Origin of the sequence: Martinezella rhizogenes (assembly GCF_000799715.1) — a bacterium.
Classification (GTDB): domain Bacteria; phylum Pseudomonadota; class Alphaproteobacteria; order Rhizobiales; family Rhizobiaceae; genus Rhizobium; species Rhizobium rhizogenes_C.
Genome location: NZ_JUHG01000014.1, coordinates 292,918 through 311,045, shown reverse-complemented (window position 1 = coordinate 311,045; position 18,128 = coordinate 292,918). Strand labels below are relative to the sequence as shown.

At 60.0% G+C, this 18,128-nt stretch carries 19 protein-coding genes; 12 read left to right on the top strand and 7 right to left on the bottom strand.

What is annotated here, in order from left to right; genetic code table 11:
• Nucleotides 1-196 precede the first annotated feature (196 nt).
• The 6 genes from lptC to ptsN all read left to right on the top strand — a co-directional run bounded on the left by lptC (nucleotide 197) and on the right by ptsN (nucleotide 5,494).
• Complete coding sequence (lptC, locus tag EX00_RS19020) at nucleotides 197-883, top strand: LPS export ABC transporter periplasmic protein LptC (RefSeq protein ID WP_047461248.1); 687 nt, start codon at nucleotides 197-199, stop codon at nucleotides 881-883.
• Entirely contained in the window at nucleotides 880-1,542 is a 663-nt protein-coding gene (locus tag EX00_RS19015; RefSeq protein ID WP_047461247.1) for an LptA/OstA family protein, read from the top strand. Before lptC ends, EX00_RS19015 begins: the two co-directional genes overlap by 4 nt.
• 55 nt (nucleotides 1,543-1,597) lie before the next feature.
• Nucleotides 1,598-2,368 (top strand): LPS export ABC transporter ATP-binding protein, encoded by a 771-nt coding sequence (gene lptB / locus EX00_RS19010; RefSeq protein ID WP_052210795.1) that lies wholly within the window; start codon nucleotides 1,598-1,600, stop codon nucleotides 2,366-2,368.
• A 193-nt stretch (nucleotides 2,369-2,561) separates the two neighbouring features.
• Nucleotides 2,562-4,115 (top strand): RNA polymerase factor sigma-54, encoded by a 1,554-nt coding sequence (gene rpoN / locus EX00_RS19005; protein ID WP_047461242.1) that lies wholly within the window; start codon nucleotides 2,562-2,564, stop codon nucleotides 4,113-4,115.
• Between the two features lie 250 nt (nucleotides 4,116-4,365).
• Nucleotides 4,366-4,941, top strand: coding sequence for a ribosome hibernation-promoting factor, HPF/YfiA family (gene hpf / locus EX00_RS19000; protein WP_047461240.1), 576 nt, complete (start codon nucleotides 4,366-4,368; stop codon nucleotides 4,939-4,941).
• A gap of 88 nt (nucleotides 4,942-5,029) precedes the next feature.
• Nucleotides 5,030-5,494, top strand: coding sequence for a PTS IIA-like nitrogen regulatory protein PtsN (gene ptsN, locus EX00_RS18995; protein ID WP_007695322.1), 465 nt, complete (start codon nucleotides 5,030-5,032; stop codon nucleotides 5,492-5,494).
• A gap of 82 nt (nucleotides 5,495-5,576) precedes the next feature.
• On the opposite strand, the gene grpE is transcribed toward ptsN, so the two are convergent.
• Entirely contained in the window at nucleotides 5,577-6,203 is a 627-nt protein-coding gene (gene grpE, locus EX00_RS18990) for a nucleotide exchange factor GrpE (RefSeq protein ID WP_047461236.1), read from the bottom strand.
• A 220-nt stretch (nucleotides 6,204-6,423) separates the two neighbouring features.
• On the opposite strand from grpE, the gene EX00_RS18985 reads away from it, so the two are divergent.
• On the top strand, nucleotides 6,424-6,858 hold the full coding sequence (locus tag EX00_RS18985; RefSeq protein ID WP_047461233.1) for a GFA family protein: 435 nt from the start codon (nucleotides 6,424-6,426) through the stop codon (nucleotides 6,856-6,858).
• A 10-nt stretch (nucleotides 6,859-6,868) separates the two neighbouring features.
• Here EX00_RS18985 and hrcA read toward each other — a convergent pair whose 3' ends face one another.
• On the bottom strand, nucleotides 6,869-7,957 hold the full coding sequence (gene hrcA / locus EX00_RS18980; protein ID WP_047461230.1) for a heat-inducible transcriptional repressor HrcA: 1,089 nt from the start codon (nucleotides 7,955-7,957) through the stop codon (nucleotides 6,869-6,871).
• A 172-nt stretch (nucleotides 7,958-8,129) separates the two neighbouring features.
• Between hrcA and rph the strand changes: the two genes are divergently transcribed.
• From rph to hemW, 4 genes are read left to right on the top strand one after another with little or no spacing between them, the layout of a single operon-like run.
• Nucleotides 8,130-8,846, top strand: coding sequence for a ribonuclease PH (gene rph / locus EX00_RS18975; RefSeq protein ID WP_047461227.1), 717 nt, complete (start codon nucleotides 8,130-8,132; stop codon nucleotides 8,844-8,846).
• Nucleotides 8,847-8,865: 19 nt separating this feature from the next.
• Nucleotides 8,866-9,279, top strand: coding sequence for a VOC family protein (locus EX00_RS18970; protein ID WP_047461224.1), 414 nt, complete (start codon nucleotides 8,866-8,868; stop codon nucleotides 9,277-9,279).
• Nucleotides 9,280-9,290: 11 nt separating this feature from the next.
• The gene (rdgB, locus tag EX00_RS18965) at nucleotides 9,291-9,935 is read left to right on the top strand and encodes an RdgB/HAM1 family non-canonical purine NTP pyrophosphatase (protein ID WP_047461220.1); all 645 of its coding nucleotides are present in this window, start codon (nucleotides 9,291-9,293) and stop codon (nucleotides 9,933-9,935) included.
• 19 nt (nucleotides 9,936-9,954) lie between these two features.
• Nucleotides 9,955-11,148 (top strand): radical SAM family heme chaperone HemW, encoded by a 1,194-nt coding sequence (gene hemW / locus EX00_RS18960; protein ID WP_234709055.1) that lies wholly within the window; start codon nucleotides 9,955-9,957, stop codon nucleotides 11,146-11,148.
• Nucleotides 11,149-11,251: 103 nt separating this feature from the next.
• Here the strand turns inward: hemW and EX00_RS18955 are convergent, their stop codons facing one another.
• Nucleotides 11,252-12,175, bottom strand: coding sequence for a DMT family transporter (locus tag EX00_RS18955; protein ID WP_047461218.1), 924 nt, complete (start codon nucleotides 12,173-12,175; stop codon nucleotides 11,252-11,254).
• A gap of 155 nt (nucleotides 12,176-12,330) precedes the next feature.
• Between EX00_RS18955 and gcvA the strand changes: the two genes are divergently transcribed.
• A complete protein-coding gene (gcvA, locus tag EX00_RS18950) occupies nucleotides 12,331-13,227 on the top strand; it encodes a transcriptional regulator GcvA (RefSeq protein WP_047461217.1) in 897 nt (298 codons plus the stop codon).
• 5 nt (nucleotides 13,228-13,232) lie between these two features.
• Here gcvA and EX00_RS18945 read toward each other — a convergent pair whose 3' ends face one another.
• From EX00_RS18945 to EX00_RS18930, 4 genes are all read right to left on the bottom strand, one after another.
• Nucleotides 13,233-14,315, bottom strand: coding sequence for a saccharopine dehydrogenase family protein (locus EX00_RS18945; RefSeq protein ID WP_047461215.1), 1,083 nt, complete (start codon nucleotides 14,313-14,315; stop codon nucleotides 13,233-13,235).
• 133 nt (nucleotides 14,316-14,448) lie between these two features.
• Nucleotides 14,449-16,002, bottom strand: a complete 1,554-nt coding sequence (gene dnaA, locus EX00_RS18940) for a chromosomal replication initiator protein DnaA (protein WP_047461213.1) — start codon at nucleotides 16,000-16,002, stop codon at nucleotides 14,449-14,451.
• Between the two features lie 875 nt (nucleotides 16,003-16,877).
• Complete coding sequence (gene rpsT, locus EX00_RS18935; protein WP_047461206.1) at nucleotides 16,878-17,153, bottom strand: 30S ribosomal protein S20; 276 nt, start codon at nucleotides 17,151-17,153, stop codon at nucleotides 16,878-16,880.
• Between the two features lie 192 nt (nucleotides 17,154-17,345).
• Nucleotides 17,346-18,119, bottom strand: a complete 774-nt coding sequence (locus tag EX00_RS18930; protein WP_047461204.1) for an enoyl-CoA hydratase — start codon at nucleotides 18,117-18,119, stop codon at nucleotides 17,346-17,348.
• Nucleotides 18,120-18,128 lie beyond the last annotated feature (9 nt).

Below are 18,128 nucleotides of genomic sequence, written 5' to 3'. Positions count from 1 at the left end.
GCTTCGTCAGATAGGGCGCCACCCGATCCGATGAAACAGGCACCCATTATGTTTTTCTGCTAAATTTCATCAGGCGCAGAAAAAAATCCATATTGGCAAGCCAATGCAATAATGCGAAACGATCCGGCGGGCTTGTTGGCACAGTCTGTGCATAACCCAATGTGGTTTTCCGGATCAGAGAACACGGACCTATTGCATGCTCAATACTATCGAGACCACCGGCCAGGCAATCGGCTCCGAGCTGGAAAGGAACGCGTATAAGGACGCGATCTTTCATTCCACGCGCGTGCGGAAGCTGAAGATATTCCTCCCGCTGGCCGCGCTGATCGTCTCGTTGATCTTCATCGCCGTTTCGCTGGTGCGCGCCTATCTGCCGGAAAATATCCAGATCGAGGGTGCGAGGATAGAAGACGGCAAGGTCGTGATGGAACGTCCGGCGATTGCCGGCCGCAACAAGGACGGCATCAATTATTCCATGCTCGCCGAGAAGGCTCTGCAGGATATCAAAAATCCGAACATGATCACGCTCAAGTCCATCAAGGCCTCCATGCCGGTCAACAACGACGTGATCGCGCATGTGACGGCGGAGAGCGCGGATTTCGACCGCCAGGCCGACACACTGAAACTCACCGACCCCTTTACCATCCTGATGGACAATGGTTTGCGCGCGGAATTTCGAACCGCCTTCCTCGATGTCAAGAAAGGCGACCTCTCCAGCCAGGATCAGGTTGCAATCTACAGAGGCGGCATGTCGGTTGTTGCGCAGTCGATCAAGATGACGGATAAGGGGAGCGTAATCGAATTCGATGGGCAGGTTCGGATGAATATTGATCCGACCACACTCCACAACAAAGCTAGCGAACAACGGCCGGGCGGTTCATGACAAACGATTGGCGACACTCACTTTTTAACTCCGACCTGCGCAAGGCTGGTCTTATGTGCGCGCTCAGTGCGCTGGCGTTTTTTGCGGCAGCCGCAGCCGACGCCCAGACAACGACGAGCAAGATGCCCGGCCTCGCCCTTTCCAGCGATCAGCCGATTCAGATCGAAAGCGACAAGCTGGAAATCCATGACGCGGAGAGCCAGGCGGTCTTTACCGGCAACGTCAAGGTTGTCCAGGGCACGACGACGATGCAGGCCGGCAAGATGACTGTCTTCTACAAGAAGAAGCAGCCCACCGACGCCGACGCCAAGACGGCGGCCGACAATCCGGTCGCAAAAGCCGCCAAGGAACAGAACCAGTCGCTGGTCTCCGGCGACGCCAACATCGACCACATTCTGGTCACCAACAAAGTCTACCTCGTCTCCGGCACACAGACGGCGACAGCGGATGACGGCTCCTTCGACATGACCAACCAGCTTGCAGTCCTCAAGGGCCAGAAGGTCGTTTTGACCGATGGGCCGAATGTTTTTACCGGCTGCCAGCTGACCGTGCACATGGCGACGGGCGAAGCGCAACTGGATGCCTGCGGTGGCCGCGTCCAGATTCAGCTCGATCCGAAGTCGCAGCAAGTGCAGCAGCAACAGCAAAAAAAGAATTGATTCTGGCCAGCTCGTGACGACATCGACAACCTCCCCCTTACCCGGCACGACCGGGTTGCCCACCGCGGCATCCGGTTCACCGACCGCCGATAAGGCGCGTTATCAGGGTACCCTGATCGCGCGTGGCCTCACCAAAACCTACGGTAGGCGCCGCGTCGTCAACGGCGTCTCGCTTGTCGTGCGGCGTGGCGAGGCTGTCGGCCTGCTGGGGCCGAACGGCGCTGGCAAGACGACCTGTTTCTACATGATCACAGGGCTGGTGCCCGTCGATGAGGGCACCATCGAGATCGACGGCAACAATGTCACCTCGATGCCGATGTATCGTCGCGCCCGTCTTGGCGTCGGTTATCTGCCACAGGAAGCCTCGATCTTTCGTGGCCTGACGGTGGAAGAGAACATCCGCGCCGTGCTCGAAGTCCACGAAAAGGACAAGAAGAAGCGGGAACACAAGATCGACGAACTGCTTGAGGAATTCCACATCCGCAATTTGCGCACGGTGCCGGCGATCGCGCTGTCCGGTGGTGAGCGGCGGCGTCTGGAAATTGCCCGCGCACTGGCGACCGATCCGACCTTCATGCTGCTCGACGAACCCTTTGCCGGCGTCGACCCGATCTCGGTCGCCGATATCCAGAATCTCGTGCATCATCTGACCGCGCGCGGTATCGGCGTACTGATCACGGACCATAACGTCCGCGAAACGCTTGGCCTGATCGACCGTGCCTACATCATCCATGCCGGCGAAGTGCTGACGCATGGCAGGGCCAACGATATCGTCAGCAATCCAGAAGTACGCAAACTCTATCTTGGCGATAATTTCAGCCTTTGATAGGCTAGGACTGGACCGGAGCGTATTCTCGCGTTGCCAAACGGCTGAGCGCTCCGGAAATTCATCTTCCCGCGACAGTTCCGCTTGACCAAACCCAATAAAAAAGCAATTTTTGGGCCAGTTGGAAGTTTGCGGCTTTTTTTCTAAAAAAACGCGGACTTTCGAAAAGATCAAGGGGAGTCCCGCGTCCGCCATGGCATTATCGGCCAATCTTTTCCTGCGCCAAAGCCAAAGCCTGGTGATGACACCGCAACTGATGCAATCCATCCAGTTGCTGCAGATGACGCATTTTGAGCTCACCCAGTTCATCGCCCAGGAAGTCGAAAAGAATCCACTGCTCGAATTTACGTCAAATGACGAGGATATAGGCAGCAACAACGACCGCGGGACCAAGGATGAGCGCTACGACGCCACGGACGAAAACCGTGGCGACGACAGTTCCGACCGCAACAGCGGCGACCTGAAGAGCGATTGGTACGAGAGCGAGAATACCGGTCATGCCGACCGGCTGAACGATGAGCTCGACACCAATTTCAGCAATGTCGACGACGCCGCCCCGCAGCGCGCCGATGCGCCCGAGCTCTTGAGCCAGTGGAAATCCATGCCTGGCGGCGAGGCCGGCGAAAGCTACGATCTCGACGATTTCGTCGCCGGCCAGGTCTCGCTGCGCGACCACCTCAACGAACAGATCCCCTTTTCCCTGCCCGTCATGGCCGATCGGCTGATCGCCCAGCATTTTGTCGACCAACTCGACGACTGCGGCTATCTGCAGGTTGACCTGCGCGAGATCGCGGAGCGCCTCGGCACGACAGTGGGTGATGTCGAGCGCGTGCTTGGCGTATTGCAGCAGCTCGACCCTCCCGGTGTCTTCGCCCGCTCCCTCAGCGAGTGCCTGGCGATCCAGCTCCGGCAAAGGGATCGTTTCGATCCGGCCATGGAACGGCTGATCCAGAACCTCGAGCTTCTTGCCCGCCGCGATTTCGCGACACTGAAGCGTCTCTGCGGCGTCGACGAGGAAGACCTGCTCGACATGATGGGGGAAATCCGCCAGCTGAATCCCAAGCCCGGCAGCGGCTTCGAGACCGGCATATCCGAGGCGATTACGCCCGATATCGTCGTACGCGCCGCCTCCGACGGGAGCTGGCTGGTGGAACTCAACCCCGACACGCTGCCCCGCGTTCTCGTCAACCAGTCCTATTTCGCCTCCGTTACCAAGACGAGCCAGGACCATGCCTTCCTGTCGGAATGTCTGCAGAACGCCAATTGGCTGACCCGCAGCCTGGATCAGCGCGCCAAGACGATCATGAAGGTGGCGAGCGAGATTGTCCGGCAACAGGACGCTTTCCTGATACACGGTGTCGATCATCTGCGGCCGCTCAATCTGAAGACCGTGGCGGATGCCATCAAGATGCACGAGTCGACCGTGAGCCGCGTGACCTCGAACAAATACATGCTGACGCCGCGCGGCCTGTTCGAGCTCAAATATTTCTTCACCGTCTCGATCAGCGCCGTCGAAGGCGGCGATAGCCATTCCGCCGAAGCGGTGCGTCACAAGATCCGCCTGCTGATCTCGCGCGAAAGTCCGGAGACCGTGCTTTCCGATGATGATATCGTCGACACACTGAAGAAGGGCGGCATAGAGCTAGCTCGCCGGACAGTTGCAAAATACCGCGAGGCGATGAACATCCCCTCGTCCGTGCAGCGCCGCCGGGAGAAGCGTGCAATTGCGAAAGTCGCCAACTTTTAGCGATTGTCCAAATTCAAGCCAAGATTGCAGACTCCCTAACGGACCGTTAAGACGCAGTTGACTTTCCAATATGGCGGGGCTAGAAGCCCGCCGCAATCGGTGCAGCACGGCGCCGTCATGAACTTATCCCCATCATCCTAAAAGGCGCCTGATAAACGCAATTTGTCTTTGACCGCGTGAAGTGCTTGGATGAGCTTGAGGCTTGGCGTAAACTGGTACGCGCAATAACCACGACAAGAAGGGAAACTCCATGAGTGTGCGTGTCTCCGGTAAACATATGGAAATTGGTGACTCCTTCCGCCAGCGGATTGAAGACCAGATCGGTATGGCCGTGACGAAATACTTCGACGGGGGGTATTCAGGCCATGTGACGGTACAGAAATCCAGTTCCCGCTTCGCAGCCGATTGCAAGCTTCATCTCGACAGTGGCGTCGTTCTGCATGCCGCCGGAGAAGCGATGGACCCGCAACTGGCGTTTGACGCGGCGTCCGCACGCATCGAGAAGCGCCTGCGCCGCTATAAGCGCAAACTGAAGGATCATCAGGCCGGCAGCCATGGGAATGGGCATATCGAAGTCGCCTATACAGTCATGGACGGCATGTCGGATGACGACGAGGAAATTGCGGCCGATTTCGCGCCGGCGATCGTCGCCGAAAGCACGAAACAGCTAAAGACCATGTCGGTCGCGACCGCCGTGATGGCGCTCGATATGACCGACGAGCCGTTGCTGCTCTTCCGCAGCCCCGGCAAGGAACATTTGAACATCGTTTACCGTCGTCAGGACGGCAACATTGGCTGGATCGACGCAGCCAATATCAAAAGCTGAGGAAAGAAGATGAGTGGCGGCCCTGCACCATGTCAGGCCGCCGCCGCTCCTCCGTCATCGGATCTCGGCGACACGAAGGATAAAGAGAATGGCATTGGCAGATTTGCTGCACCAAGATGCGATCATCCCCGCCTTGAGGGCAAATTCCAAGAAACAACTGCTTCAGGAGCTGGCAGCCAAGGCCTCCAAGTTGACCGGACTGCCCGAACGCGAAATCTTCGACGTCGTGCTGCAGCGCGAGCGCCTGGGCTCCACCGGCGTCGGCAACGGCATTGCCATCCCGCACGGCAAGCTCAATAGCATCAAGTCCATCATCGGCATTTTCGCGCGCCTGGAAGCATCCGTCGATTTCGAGGCGCTGGATGACCAGCCCGTCGATCTCGTCTTCCTGCTGCTCGCCCCCGAGGGCGCCGGCGCTGACCATCTCAAGGCGCTGTCGCGCATTGCGCGCGTCCTGCGCGACCAGGATCTCGTCGCCAAGCTGCGGGCCACGGATTCCGCCTCGGCGATCTACGCCTTCCTCAACGAGGAACAGGCATCCAACGCCGCGTGAGCGGAATTCAGAACGCTAAACAGCAAGGGCCGGATGATGGAAGATCATCCGGCCCTTGCTGTTTTGATATGTCTTTTGAAACTCAGGCGTCTTTTTCGTCGAACGGGCTGTTGGCACCCGGCTCGGAAATCTCGGCGACCTTCGGGCCGCCCTTGGCGACGCCGACCATGGCCGGGCGCAGAACACGCTCGCCGATGACAAAGCCGGCCTGCACCACCTGCACGACGGTATTGTTCGGCACTTCCGGGTTCGGCACTTCGAACATCGCCTGATGGAAGTTGGGATCGAACTTCTGGCCGACCGGCTCGATCTGGCGCACGCCATGGCGCTCCAGCGCCGACAGCATGGAACGCTCGGTCATCTCCACGCCTTCGATCAGCGTCTTCAGGCCGGCATCGTCGCGGAGTTCCGCCGGAATGGCGTCCAGCGTGCGGCGCAGATTGTCCGACACGGCAAGCATGTCGCGGGCAAAGCCGGCGACGGAATAGGACTTGGCATCCTTGACGTCGCGCTCGGTACGACGACGTAGATTGTCCATGTCGGCGGCAAGGCGCAGGTAGCGATCGCGCAAATCGCTATTTTCGGCCTTCAGCAGCTCGACCGGATCCGGCTCTTGAGATTCAGCCGTCGTTTCCACGGTTTCCGCGACATCTTGCTCGAGGTCGGCCGCCGTGGCGTCAGGTCCGGTTTTCGTTGTTTCGTCGATCATGACGGTCTCCGAATTGTTTGTCTTTTGAATGTGCCCGATATCGAGGTTTGGCCGGAAAAAATCAAGGCTTTGTCGCGAAGAACAGCCGATTCCCGGCAATCCAGCCGTATTTGTACGAATACCAGTCGGGTGAGAACGCCTCCCGCGTTGAGGCCTCTACTCTCTGCGGTCCTTTCCCGGTATAATTAGTGCCTTTTCAACGCAGCGGGAGGTATGATCCATGTCCAACAACAAATCCCATTCGGGCAAATGTTTCTGTGGCGCGGTGGAAATCGCAGTCAGTGGTGAACCGGTGGCAATGGGCTATTGCCATTGCGACTCCTGCCGGGAATGGTCGGCGGGGCCGATCAACGCCTTCTCGCTCTGGCCACCGAACGCCGTCCACGTCTCCAAGGGTGCCGATCATGTCGGCAGTTACCAGAGAAGCGAAACGAGTGTGCGCAAATGGTGCACGACCTGCGGCGGTCATCTGCTGACCGAGCATCCTTTGTGGGGTGTAACCGACGTCTACGCCGCCATCATTCCGACATTCGACTTTCAGCCGGCGTTTCATGTCAACTACGAAAACACTGTGTTGCACCTGAGGGACGGCCTGCCAAAGCAAAAGGACATGCCGGCGGAAATGGGTGGATCGGGAACCTTGCTTCCCGACTAGGCGCTTTCCGTTAAAGCCCAGGCCGGGACATCCTTGAAAACAGCTGGGCGGTATAGTCCACCATCGGCACGATGCGGGCATAATTCAGCCGTGTCGGACCGATGACGCCGACGGCGCCGATGATGCGGTCGTCGTCATCGCGATAGGGCGCGACGATCAGCGACGAGCCGGAGAGCGAGAAAAGCTTGTTTTCCGAGCCGATGAAGATGCGTACGCCCGGCCCGCTTTCGGCCAGGTTTAGGATCTCGATCAGGCTGTCCTTCTTTTCAAGGTCGTCGAACAGCAGGCGCAGCCGGTCGAGATCCTCGGCGCCGCCCACTTCGGCGAGCAGATTGGCGCGGCCGCGCACAATCAACTGCGTCGGCTTGCCCTCATCCTCGCCACCGGACCAGACGGCGATGCCGCGCTCGACCAGTTCATGCGACAGCGTATCAAGTTCGTGGCGCACGCTCTCCTTGAGGGTCAGCAACTGCTTGCGCAGATCCGGCAGGGTCTGGCCGGTCATGTGGGCGTTGAGGAAATTCGCGGCTTCCGTCAACTGCGACGAGGTGATGCCGGCCGGCAGCTCAATAATGCGGTTTTCCACCTGGTCATGATCGCCGACGAGCACGGCAAGCGCCTTGGTCGGCTCCAGGCGGATGAATTCCACATGCTTCAATATCGGGTCGTTCTTCGAGGTGATCACCAGCCCGGCACCGCGCGAAATGCCCGAGAGCATGCGGCTCGCCTCGGTCATCACCGATTCCATCGGCTGGTCGCGATTGCTGCCACGCACCTGCCGGTCGATGGTGGCGCGGTCCTCGGCCGAGAGATCGCCGACCTGCATGAAGGCATCGACGAAGAAACGCAGGCCCACCTGCGTCGGCAGGCGGCCGGCGCTGATATGCGGCGAATAGATCAGGCCAAGCTCTTCCAGATCGCTCATGACGTTGCGCACGGAGGCCGGCGACAGCGACATCGGCAGCAGGCGCGAAAGATTGCGCGAGCCGAGCGGCTCGCCATTTTCAAGATAGCCTTCGACGATGCGACGGAAAATTTCTTTCGAGCGTTCGTCCAGCGCTGCAATGGCATCCGTAACCGACGATGTCGTGAACCCCATTTCGCTGTCAGACCCCTTCTGTTGAACCTCCGTTAAAATATAATCATTCAGTTAGCATTGGCAAAAGGGAAAAATGCCAACACCGTCATATCCGGGCCTTTCAGCCTGCTTTTCCTTTGCAAAAGCCGCCGGTGGATCGTAGAAGCGGTCGATAAACGTTCAGGAGAGTAGAATGCGGCCTTCAGGCAGAAAAACCGATCAGATGCGCAAGGTATCGTTCGAGCGCAATTTTTCCAAGCATGCGGAAGGCTCGTGCCTGGTCAAGTTCGGCGATACGCATGTGCTCTGCACGGCAAGCCTGGAAGAAAAGACGCCGCCATGGCTGCGCAACAGCGGCAAGGGCTGGGTCACCGCCGAGTACGGCATGCTACCGCGCGCCACGGGCGAACGCATGAAGCGCGAAGCCGCCGTCGGCAAGCAGGGCGGCCGCACCCAGGAAATCCAGCGTCTCATCGGCCGGTCGCTGCGCGCCGTCGTTGACCTGAAGGAGCTTGGTGAACGTCAGATCACCATCGACTGCGACGTCATCCAGGCCGATGGCGGCACGCGCACAGCCTCGATTACCGGCGCCTGGATCGCTCTCTACGACTGCCTGAAGTGGATGGAAAGCCGCAACATGATCAAGGTCGAGCGTGTGCTCAAGGATCATATCGCCGCCATTTCCTGCGGTATCTTCGCCAGCCAGCCGGTGATCGACCTCGACTATCTCGAGGATTCATCCGCCGAGACCGACGCCAACTTCGTCATGACCGGCAAGGGCGGCATCGTCGAGATCCAGGGAACCGCGGAAGGCACGCCCTTCAGCGAAGAGGAATTTTCCACCCTGATGCATCTCGCCAAGAACGGCATCGCAGAGCTGGTGGAGCTGCAGAAGCAGGCGATCACCTGACTGGAAAGGCGGCCAACCGATGAACCCGTCGCTGGAAGGTGTTCTCGAAACGGCTCTTTATGCCGATGATCTCGACGCGGTGGAGACCTTTTATGGCGGCATCCTCGGGCTTGAGAAGATCTCGCGCGGCGGTAACCGACATGTCTTTTATCGCTGTGGGCCGGGTGTGCTGTTGATTTTCAATCCGGCCGAGACGCTAAAGCCGCCGGAGCCGGGTGCCCTGCCCGTGCCGCCGCATGGCACGAAGGGGCATGGTCACGTCTGCTTCCGGATCGCCGGCAACGATATCGAGGCGATGGCGGAGAGACTGAAGGCCGCCAGCGTCACTATTGAAGCTGATTTTCACTGGCCGAACGGCGGCCGCTCGATCTATTTCCGCGACCCGGCCGGCAACAGCCTGGAATGCGCCGAACCCCGGATCTGGGGCATCTGACAGGACAGGATATGCGCAAGCTCGATACCAAGACCATCGTCGTCGCCAGCCACAATGCCGGCAAGATCCGTGAAATTCAGGATCTCATCGGCTCGTTCGGCTTTACCGCCACATCGGCCGCCGACCTCAATTTCATCGAGCCGGACGAGACCGGCACGACCTTCGAGGAAAATGCGACGATCAAGGCGCTGGCCTCGGCCAATGCCTCCGGCCTGCCGGCCTTGTCCGACGATTCCGGTCTGGTGATCGACGCGCTCGGTGGCGATCCCGGCGTCTATACCGCCAACTGGGCGGAAACGGCTGACGGTACCCGCGATTTCGTCATGGCGATGCAGAAGGTCGAGACCGCACTCGAAAAGGTAGGCGCCACCACACCGGAAAGCCGCACGGCACGCTTCGTCAGTGTGCTCTGCCTCGCCTGGCCGGACGGACATACCGAGCTCTTCCGCGGTGAGGTCGAGGGCACCGTTGCCTGGCCGCCGCGCGGCAGCCAAGGCTTCGGCTATGACCCCATCTTCCAGCCCAAGGGGTATGAGACGACCTTCGGCGAGATGGGCGCCGAAGAGAAGCATGGCTGGAAGCCGGGCGAACCGCAGGCGCTCTCGCACCGTGCCCGGGCCTTCAAGCTCTTTGTCGAAACCTGTCTGGAGGCGTAAGCTCAAGCCTGTGGACATCATGGAACCGCAAGACATGACGCGTGAGGCGCAATTGCTGCCCGATACCGGTGAACCCGGCTTCGGCGTCTATGTGCATTGGCCCTTCTGCGCGGCCAAATGCCCCTATTGCGATTTCAACAGCCATGTCCGCCATCAGCCGGTCGATCAGGAGCGCTTCACAGCCGCTTTCCTGAAGGAGATGGCGTCGATGCGGGCAATCGGCGGCCCGAAGACGGTGACCAGCATTTTTCTCGGCGGCGGCACACCGTCGCTGATGAAGCCCGAGACGGTCGCCGCCGTTCTCGATGGCATCGCCAAGCACTGGCATGTGCCAGATGGTATCGAGATCACCATGGAGGCCAATCCCTCCAGCGTCGAGGCCGAGCGCTTCCGCGGCTATCGCGCCGCCGGCGTCAACCGCGTGTCGATGGGCGTGCAGGCGCTGAACGACCGCGATCTGAAATTCCTGGGCCGGCTGCACAATGTCGCCGACGCGCTGAAGGCGATCAAGCTGGCGCGCGACATCTTCCCGCGCATGTCCTTCGACCTCATCTATGCCCGTCCGAACCAGACTGTCGAGGAATGGGAGCGTGAGCTGAAGGAAGCGATCTCCTATGCCGTCGATCATCTCTCGCTCTATCAGCTCACCATCGAGGAAGGCACGCCCTTCTTCGGCCTGCACAAGGCCGGCAAGCTGATCGTCCCGGATGGCGACCAGTCGGCGCTGCTCTACGAGGCGACGCAGGAAATCACCGAGCGCGAGGGCATGCCGGCCTACGAAGTCTCCAACCACGCCCGTCCAGGCGCGGAGAGCCGCCACAACCTCACCTACTGGCGCTATGGCGACTATGCCGGCATCGGTCCGGGCGCCCATGGCCGCCTGACCCTCGGCCCGAAGAAACTCGCGACCGCCACCGAGCGCAAGCCGGAAACCTGGCTGGAACTGGTCGAGCGTGATGGCCACGGCATAGCCGATCAGGAAATGCTCGGCGACGACGAACAGGCCGACGAATTGCTGCTGATGGGCTTGCGCCTGAAAGAGGGGATCGATCTCGTCCGCTGGCAGCAGCTGTCCGGCCGTGAGCCGGATCAGGCGCGCGAGGAATTCCTGCTGGAACACGGCTTCATCGAGCGCCTCGGCAACTCCCGTCTGCGCTGTACGCCGGCGGGGATGCTCATCCTCGATTCCGTGGTTGCTGATCTGGCGCGTTAATCCCCTCCCCTTGAGGGAGGGGGAGGTCGCCGCTTAGCGGCGGGTGGGGGTGGCCTCACCGATTTCGCAGCTCACCTAAACAAAGAATCACCCCACCCCGGCACTACGTGCCGACCCTCCCCCTCAAGGAGAGGGTAAGTAACCGCCCGTCGATTGCCGCAAGGCCGACGGCGATCATTGCCATGCCGATGAAGTGCTTCAGCTGCAATTGCTCACCGAGAAACAGTGCGCCGAGCAGGATGGCGCTGACGGGGATGAGGAAGGTGACCAGCATCAGGTTGGTGGCGCCCGCCGTCGCCAGAATGCGGAAGAACAGGACATAGGCGATTGCCGTCGAAAGGATCGCCAGGCCTGCCAGCGCCGCCCAAGTTTCGGTCGAGGGCATTGCCAGCGTCCACGGGTGATCGACGAAGAGGGCGACCGGCAGCAGCAGGATGGTCGAGGCCGTCACCTGCCCGGCCGCCGGGATGATCGGCGCCAGGCCCATGCGGCGGAAGCGCCGACCGAAAATGCCGGCGAGCGAATAGGTGAAGGCAGCGCCTAGCACCGCAAGCTGCGCCAGCACGTTCGAACCGAGACTGCTCAGCACCGATGGGCCGATCATCAGCGCCACGCCGGCGAAACCGACGATAACACCGATCAGGCGATTGCGGGTCATCTTCTCGTCCGCCGTCAGGAAATGCGCCACCACGACCGCAAAAAGCGGTGTCGTGGCATTGAGGATCGAGGCGAGGCCGCTGGCGATATGCGTTTGGCCCCAGACGATCAGCAGGAAGGGAATGACATTGTTGAGGAAGCCCATGCCGAAGAAGGCGGCCCAGGCCTGACGGTCGCGCGGCATCGCCTGCCCGGTTATCCGGACGATGACATGCAGGGCGACCGCCGCCAAGGCGACACGCGCGGTGACGATGGTGAAGGGTGGCAGTTCGCGCACCAGGATGCCATTGAATAGGAAGGAGCCGCCCCAGAGGACCGATAACCCCAGCAGCATGCCCCACTCCGCCGCGCCCATCGATTTCTGCGCCATGACATTTCTCCCGTCATAAGGCTATTGAGTTATTCTCGATTGTGGCTTGCATGCCTTTTCTTGCCAACTCTCGAAATTCATGGAATTATCTCGCGATCAGAGCGCTCTTGCAAGCGAGTCTTTCTCACTCAATAGTTTAGCTGAACTCAATCGTTATGGATCAACTGCCCTCCCTTTCGGCGTTACGCGCCTTCGAATCTTCGGCCCGACATCTGAGCATGACGCTCGCCGCCAGGGAGCTGCATGTTACACCCGGCGCCGTCAGCCTGCAGGTGCGCGATCTCGAGACCGCGCTCGGGGTCCGGCTTTTCGAGCGCCGCGCGCGCAGCCTGGCATTGACGGCCGAGGGTGCCGATTATTTCGCGACGATGCGCACGGCCTTCCGCCTGATACGTGAAGCAACGACGGCATTGACGATGCGGGCGCGCGATACGGTGCTGACCGTCACCTGCACGGCCGGCTTCGCCACGCATTGGCTGGTGCCGCGGCTCCTGCGTTTCGAGCAGGCACATCCCGACATCGATCTGCGCATCAGCGCCTCGTATCGGACGATGGATTTCCAGCGCGACGGCATCGACATCGCCATTCGCCATGGGCTCGGCGCCTATGAGGGTCTGGCGAGCGAGCGGTTGCTCGATGACCAATACGTGCCGGTGTGCACCCCCGAGATTGCCGCCGCCCTTGGCCCGTCACCGACAGCCGATACTTTGGCTGGCCTTACTTTGATCCACGACGTCTATCGCCGCGACTGGCAACTCTGGCTGGAGGCGGCGGGCGCGACGAAAGTCGACGCCACACGAGGTCCGATCTTCACCGACGGCATGGGCGCCTACCACGCCATGAAAGCGGGGCTCGGCATAGCGCTGATGCGCCGCTCCTTCATCGAACAGGAGCTGGTTGACGGAACGCTCGTCGCACCCTTCCCCATTGGGCTTGCAAGCACGCTAGCCTACCATCTGGTCTATCCGCCGGCGGCATTGGAGCGGCCAGCCATCGTCGCCTTCCGCACCTGGCTGTTTTCCGAGGTTTCGCGCACAACGCCGCCCGTATAGGCGTATCACCCGAGATGGGTGGCACCGCCCTTGAACAGGCTGCCGGTCCTGGTCTCCAGAAACATGTCGAGCGGAATATGCTCCTGATGCAGAAAGCCGGTCGAGGGCAGCCGGCCGGCGCGCACCAGTTCGATGACCGCGACGACCGAAGCCGAGGTGGTCCAGGAGATAGCGGTGCGGCTCTCGCCGGCAATCTCGATCGGATAATAGGCGCGCACGAACTCCTTGCGGCGCAGATTGCCGTTGATCGTGCCTTCCGCAGAGACATGGACATAGACGACATCGTCATCGACTGGCGGCTTCGCCTCGGTCAGGATCTCGCCGGCAAGCTTGCGGCGATCGCGCATCAGCAGCTCGTGGAAGAAAAAATTCATCAGCTCCATGTGGCCGGGATAGCGGATAGTCTTGTAGTCGAGGTTTTCCACGCGGCCGAGCATAGTGGCGCACATGGTGCCAAGACCACCCGAGGTGGTGAAGGCTTCGAGCTTGACGCCGTTGACATAGAGCGTCTCGTGCCATTCCATCGGCGAAACCAGCTTGCGCACGCCACCCTCGATGACCTCGCAATCGTTCAGATATTCGTTGACCACGCCCTCCGGCGACCAGTTGAAGGCATAGCCCAGCAAGCCCGTCGGATTCTGCGGCAGCGCACCGACGCGCATGCGGATCGAGCGGCAACGATCGAAGCCATCGGCAAGGCTTGCGCCGACGATGCCAATAAAACCGGGCGCCAGGCCGCATTGCGGTGCCATCAGCCCGCGAGCGCTCTTTGAAAGCTCTATGATGCCATTCGTGGTCGGCACGTCCTCTGTCAGGTCGAAATAGTGGATACCGGCGTCATGGGCCAGTTGCGCCAGCGCGGCGTTCAGATGAAAGGGCAGGCAGGAGAGCACCGCATCGACGCGGGAAAAGAGGTTGCCGATCAGCGCCGGATCGGAGACATCGCCCGTTTCGCAGGCAAAGGGCAGAGTGTCGGCAGGCAGACGCGCATCGACACCGGTGACGACAAAACCGCTTTCATGAAGCAATGTGGCGGCAAGCCGCCCGACCTTGCCGAGACCGAGAACGGCAATTCTGTCAAAGCCCATCGATACGCTCCCCATTGGCGCCGCCGGCCGCCGGAAGCCGGGCATCCGACTCAGTATTTCAGATATTTATAGAATAAAGCAAAACGGCCGGCGATGAAGCCGGCCGTTGATAAAACGCAAAGAGGATCGCGAACTATTCGTTGATCAGGCGCTTCAGCAGCTCGATCTCATGCGACAGCTTGGTATCGCCCGAAATCAGCTCCTCGATCTTGCGCACCGCATGTAGCACCGTCGTGTGGTCACGACCGCCGAAGCGACGACCGATCTCCGGGAAGGAGCGCGGTGTCAGCGTCTTTGCCAGATACATCGCGATCTGGCGCGGCTTGACGATAACCCGGGTGCGACGGTTAGAAACCAGCTCCTGGCGCGAGACATTGTAGTGACGCGCGACGATGCGCTGGATGTCCTCGATACGGACACGGCGCGGTTCGCCGGAGCCGACCAGATGGGCAAGCAATTCGTCGACGCGCTCGACCGTCAGGTTCGGCTCGAAAGAGCGGCGGAAGATCAGCTGGTTGAACGCGCCTTCCAGCTCACGACCGCTTGCCGTGACGTTGCGGGCGACATGCGAGAGGAGTTCAGCCGGGATTTCCAGCGACGGATCTTCCAGGCGGGCAGCTTCCAGGCGGCGCTTGAGGATTTCGAGACGCATCTCGTAGTCCGGCGCCTCGACTTCGATGGCGACGCCGCCCTGAAGACGTGAGCGCACGCGCGGATCGAGCGATTCCAGCTCCCAAGGCGCACGGTCGGCGGCAACGACGACCTGCTTGGCGCTGTCGAGCAGCATATTGAGCAGATGGCAGAACTCGTGCTGGATCATCTTGCCCTGCAGGAACTGCATGTCGTCAATGATCAGAAGGTCGATGTTGCGCAGCGAATCCTTCAGCGTCAGCGCATCATTGTCGCGAATGGCGGTGGCGAAGCGCCACATGAAATATTCCGCGGTCAGATAGACAACACGCAGGTTGCGCGGGTTCTGCACGGCTGCGTTGGCGATCGCCTGCAAAAGATGCGTCTTGCCGAGACCGACTGTCGAGTGAACGAAGAGCGGATTGAACCGCACCGCGCCGGAGCCAGCCTCCGCGATGGTCTTGGCGGCGGCAAGGCTTACCCGGTTCGAGCTGCCCTCGACATAGGTGTCGAAGGTGAAGCGGGAATCGAGCGGCGAACCGAACAGCGGCGAGCCCATCGTCGCGGGCCGGGCAGCGGCAGCCGCGCTCACGGCATGCGCCACGACGTGACCGGCAGGCTGGGCCGTCGTGCGACGGATTGGCGCTACCGCGGTCGAGTCGGGAACGACAACCTGCACATCCACGCTGGGCTTTGCAGCGTGGCGGGTCGCCGTGCGAACCAGAATTTCAACCTTCAGGACTTCCGCGTCCTCCGCCTGAAACAGGCTAGTGATGAGATCAAGATAACGATTGTTGATCCAGGACTTCAGAAATGTTGTCGGAACGGTCAGCCTAACGACGCTCTTCGATACCGAATGAAGCTTAAGCCGTGCAAACCAACTGGCATAAACATCCGGACCGACCTGAGCCTTCAAGCGTGCACTGACACGCTCGAACAATACGTTATGCTGCATCTCCCCTTTTTCCCCCGCCGCTTCAAGGCAAACCGCACTGAACGCCTGCGGTGCATTGTCCCCATTTTCCAACGCACCCGCCGTCCTCGTATTTATTTGCATAATGCCGCCTTCCACAGTTTCTTTTTATAGGGCGGAAATTCCGCCGCCGCCCTTGGGTCTACGCCATGGCATAACAGTCGCGCTCGTTGTTGTGAGCTTCGCCGCATACCGGTTCATCAGCCGGGTCCAGCCAAACGGACCTGACACAAATGCCTTGGCGAAAACGACTGCTTGAGTTGCTTTCGGCCTGGCATCTTTATCTGGAGCAGTCGTTCGGTCCTCGTATTCCTACCGGCTGCGCCAAAACGGCTGTCAATTTTTCTCCCCTCCCCTACAGTCACGCTTGGGACTTAGACTGCAAAGGACAGACAAGCTTTCTCATTTCGCCAGCGTTGCCGCTTGCGATCTCAACTCGTCAACTGTTTGAAAAAACGGAACTGAACCGCTCCGTCACAAGAGACAAAAACCACCTACGCCGCCTTTAGTGGCAGTGTTCGCCGAAGCCGTTGAAGGTGATGTCCGCGCCCCTTGTTGAAAGCCATTTAGGCAGGATCGAGGCCGGATATCAACGATGAATTTTACACAAAATTAAGAGGCGGCCATTGACTCGGGAGGCCGTTTTTGACTGTCACAAGCCCGTCAAAAAAGAATCGCTTTTGAATCAAGGAGATTCCCGTTCAATGCGATTCCCTGGGGTTTAAAAACAAAAAAAATAAAAAATCCCTTGACTCACTCGTGAGCCGGCAACCTATCACACTGATCACATGGCGTTGGGACAACCTGCCGTAACCAACTGTTTTTAAATGTATATTTCTGTCACGTCATTGACATGGTCAGCCGGCTACATTTTAGCAATATGAAGCGATTTGGCAGAATCCAAAAAGCCCGGCACAAAGGCCGGGCTTAAGTCTAACGACTGAATCTTTAACGAAATATTACGCGGTCGGAGCCGAAAGCGCCTTTACACGCTTGGCAAGACGCGAAACCTTGCGAGAAGCGGTGTTGGCATGCAGGACGCCCTTGGTGGCTGCGCGAGCCAGTTCCGGCTGCACGGCGAGGAAAGCTTCCTTCGCCAGGGTAGCGTCACCCGATGCGATAGCTTCTTCGACCTGGCGGACGAAAGTGCGAACGCGCGAGCGACGAGCCTTGTTGACTTCGGTGCGGCGGGCGATCTTGCGGGTCGCTTTTTTCGCCGAGCTGGTATTGGCCATGTATGCCTCTCTTAGAATTCGAACATAACTCCGTCAGTGCAGCGCGGGCCCTGCGGCCACTTCATCCAGCAATGCGGGAGCAATTGCGGAAAACCAGATCGGCTTTCCAAACTGTGGCGGGCATATAGCCGGAATGCGCGACGACGTCAACGCGGATTCTTGCTGAACCCGCGCAATTCCGGAATCTCGCCTTCATCTGTTCTTGAAGACGGGTTTACGCTTCTCGATGAAAGCCGCCATGCCTTCCTTCTGATCCTCGGTCGCAAACAGGCTGTGGAACAGCCGGCGCTCGAAGCGCAACCCCTCTTGGAGCGTCGTCTCCAGCGCCCGGTTGACGGCCTCCTTGGCCATCAGCACAGAGGGGCGCGACAGCGAGGCGATCTTGGCGGCAGCGGCAAGCGCCTCATCGATCAGCTTGTCGGCCGGCACGATGCGGGAGACCAGGCCAGAGCGCTCCGCTTCGACCGCATCCATCATCCGGCCGGTCAGAACCATGTCCATGGCCTTGGCCTTGCCGACAGCGCGCGTCAGACGCTGCGAACCGCCCATGCCGGGGATGACGCCAAGCGTGATCTCCGGCTGGCCGAACTTCGCCGTATCGGCGGCAATGATGAAATCGCACATCATGGCGAGTTCGCAGCCGCCGCCGAGCGCAAAGCCGCCGACGGCGGCGATAACGGGCTTGCGCGCTCTGGCGATCTCGTCCCAGCCGCCGATGAAATCGCCCTTGTAGACATCGGCGAAGTCGAGCGGCTGCATCTCCTTGATGTCGGCGCCGGCGGCAAAGGCCTTTTCCGAGCCGGTGAGCACGATCGCGCCGATGGCTTCATCGGCATGAAAGGCGGCATAGGCCTCTTTCAACTCGGCCAATACCGTCGAATTCAACGCATTCAGTGCCTGGGGCCGGTTCAACCGGATAAGACCGACTGCTCCATGCGTTTCGACGATGAGGGTTTCATAGGCCATGTGTCTCTC

What these genes read in the sequence shown, in the direction of transcription:
- EX00_RS19015 (WP_047461247.1), top strand. Translation starts at nt 880, where the DNA reads ATGACAAACGATTGGCGACACTCACTTTTTAACTCCGACCTGCGCAAG.
- gcvA (WP_047461217.1), top strand. Translation starts at nt 12,331, where the DNA reads ATGGATCAACTGCCCTCCCTTTCGGCGTTACGCGCCTTCGAATCTTCG.
- hemW (WP_234709055.1), top strand. Translation starts at nt 9,955, where the DNA reads ATGGAACCGCAAGACATGACGCGTGAGGCGCAATTGCTGCCCGATACC.
- EX00_RS18955 (WP_047461218.1), bottom strand. Translation starts at nt 12,175, where the DNA reads ATGGCGCAGAAATCGATGGGCGCGGCGGAGTGGGGCATGCTGCTGGGG.
- EX00_RS18945 (WP_047461215.1), bottom strand. Translation starts at nt 14,315, where the DNA reads ATGGGCTTTGACAGAATTGCCGTTCTCGGTCTCGGCAAGGTCGGGCGG.
- ptsN (WP_007695322.1), top strand. Translation starts at nt 5,030, where the DNA reads ATGGCATTGGCAGATTTGCTGCACCAAGATGCGATCATCCCCGCCTTG.
- hpf (WP_047461240.1), top strand. Translation starts at nt 4,366, where the DNA reads ATGAGTGTGCGTGTCTCCGGTAAACATATGGAAATTGGTGACTCCTTC.
- rpsT (WP_047461206.1), bottom strand. Translation starts at nt 17,153, where the DNA reads ATGGCCAATACCAGCTCGGCGAAAAAAGCGACCCGCAAGATCGCCCGC.
- lptC (WP_047461248.1), top strand. Translation starts at nt 197, where the DNA reads ATGCTCAATACTATCGAGACCACCGGCCAGGCAATCGGCTCCGAGCTG.
- dnaA (WP_047461213.1), bottom strand. Translation starts at nt 16,002, where the DNA reads ATGCAAATAAATACGAGGACGGCGGGTGCGTTGGAAAATGGGGACAAT.
- rph (WP_047461227.1), top strand. Translation starts at nt 8,130, where the DNA reads ATGCGGCCTTCAGGCAGAAAAACCGATCAGATGCGCAAGGTATCGTTC.
- EX00_RS18985 (WP_047461233.1), top strand. Translation starts at nt 6,424, where the DNA reads ATGTCCAACAACAAATCCCATTCGGGCAAATGTTTCTGTGGCGCGGTG.
- EX00_RS18970 (WP_047461224.1), top strand. Translation starts at nt 8,866, where the DNA reads ATGAACCCGTCGCTGGAAGGTGTTCTCGAAACGGCTCTTTATGCCGAT.
- EX00_RS18930 (WP_047461204.1), bottom strand. Translation starts at nt 18,119, where the DNA reads ATGGCCTATGAAACCCTCATCGTCGAAACGCATGGAGCAGTCGGTCTT.
- rdgB (WP_047461220.1), top strand. Translation starts at nt 9,291, where the DNA reads ATGCGCAAGCTCGATACCAAGACCATCGTCGTCGCCAGCCACAATGCC.
- grpE (WP_047461236.1), bottom strand. Translation starts at nt 6,203, where the DNA reads ATGATCGACGAAACAACGAAAACCGGACCTGACGCCACGGCGGCCGAC.
- hrcA (WP_047461230.1), bottom strand. Translation starts at nt 7,957, where the DNA reads ATGGGGTTCACGACATCGTCGGTTACGGATGCCATTGCAGCGCTGGAC.
- rpoN (WP_047461242.1), top strand. Translation starts at nt 2,562, where the DNA reads ATGGCATTATCGGCCAATCTTTTCCTGCGCCAAAGCCAAAGCCTGGTG.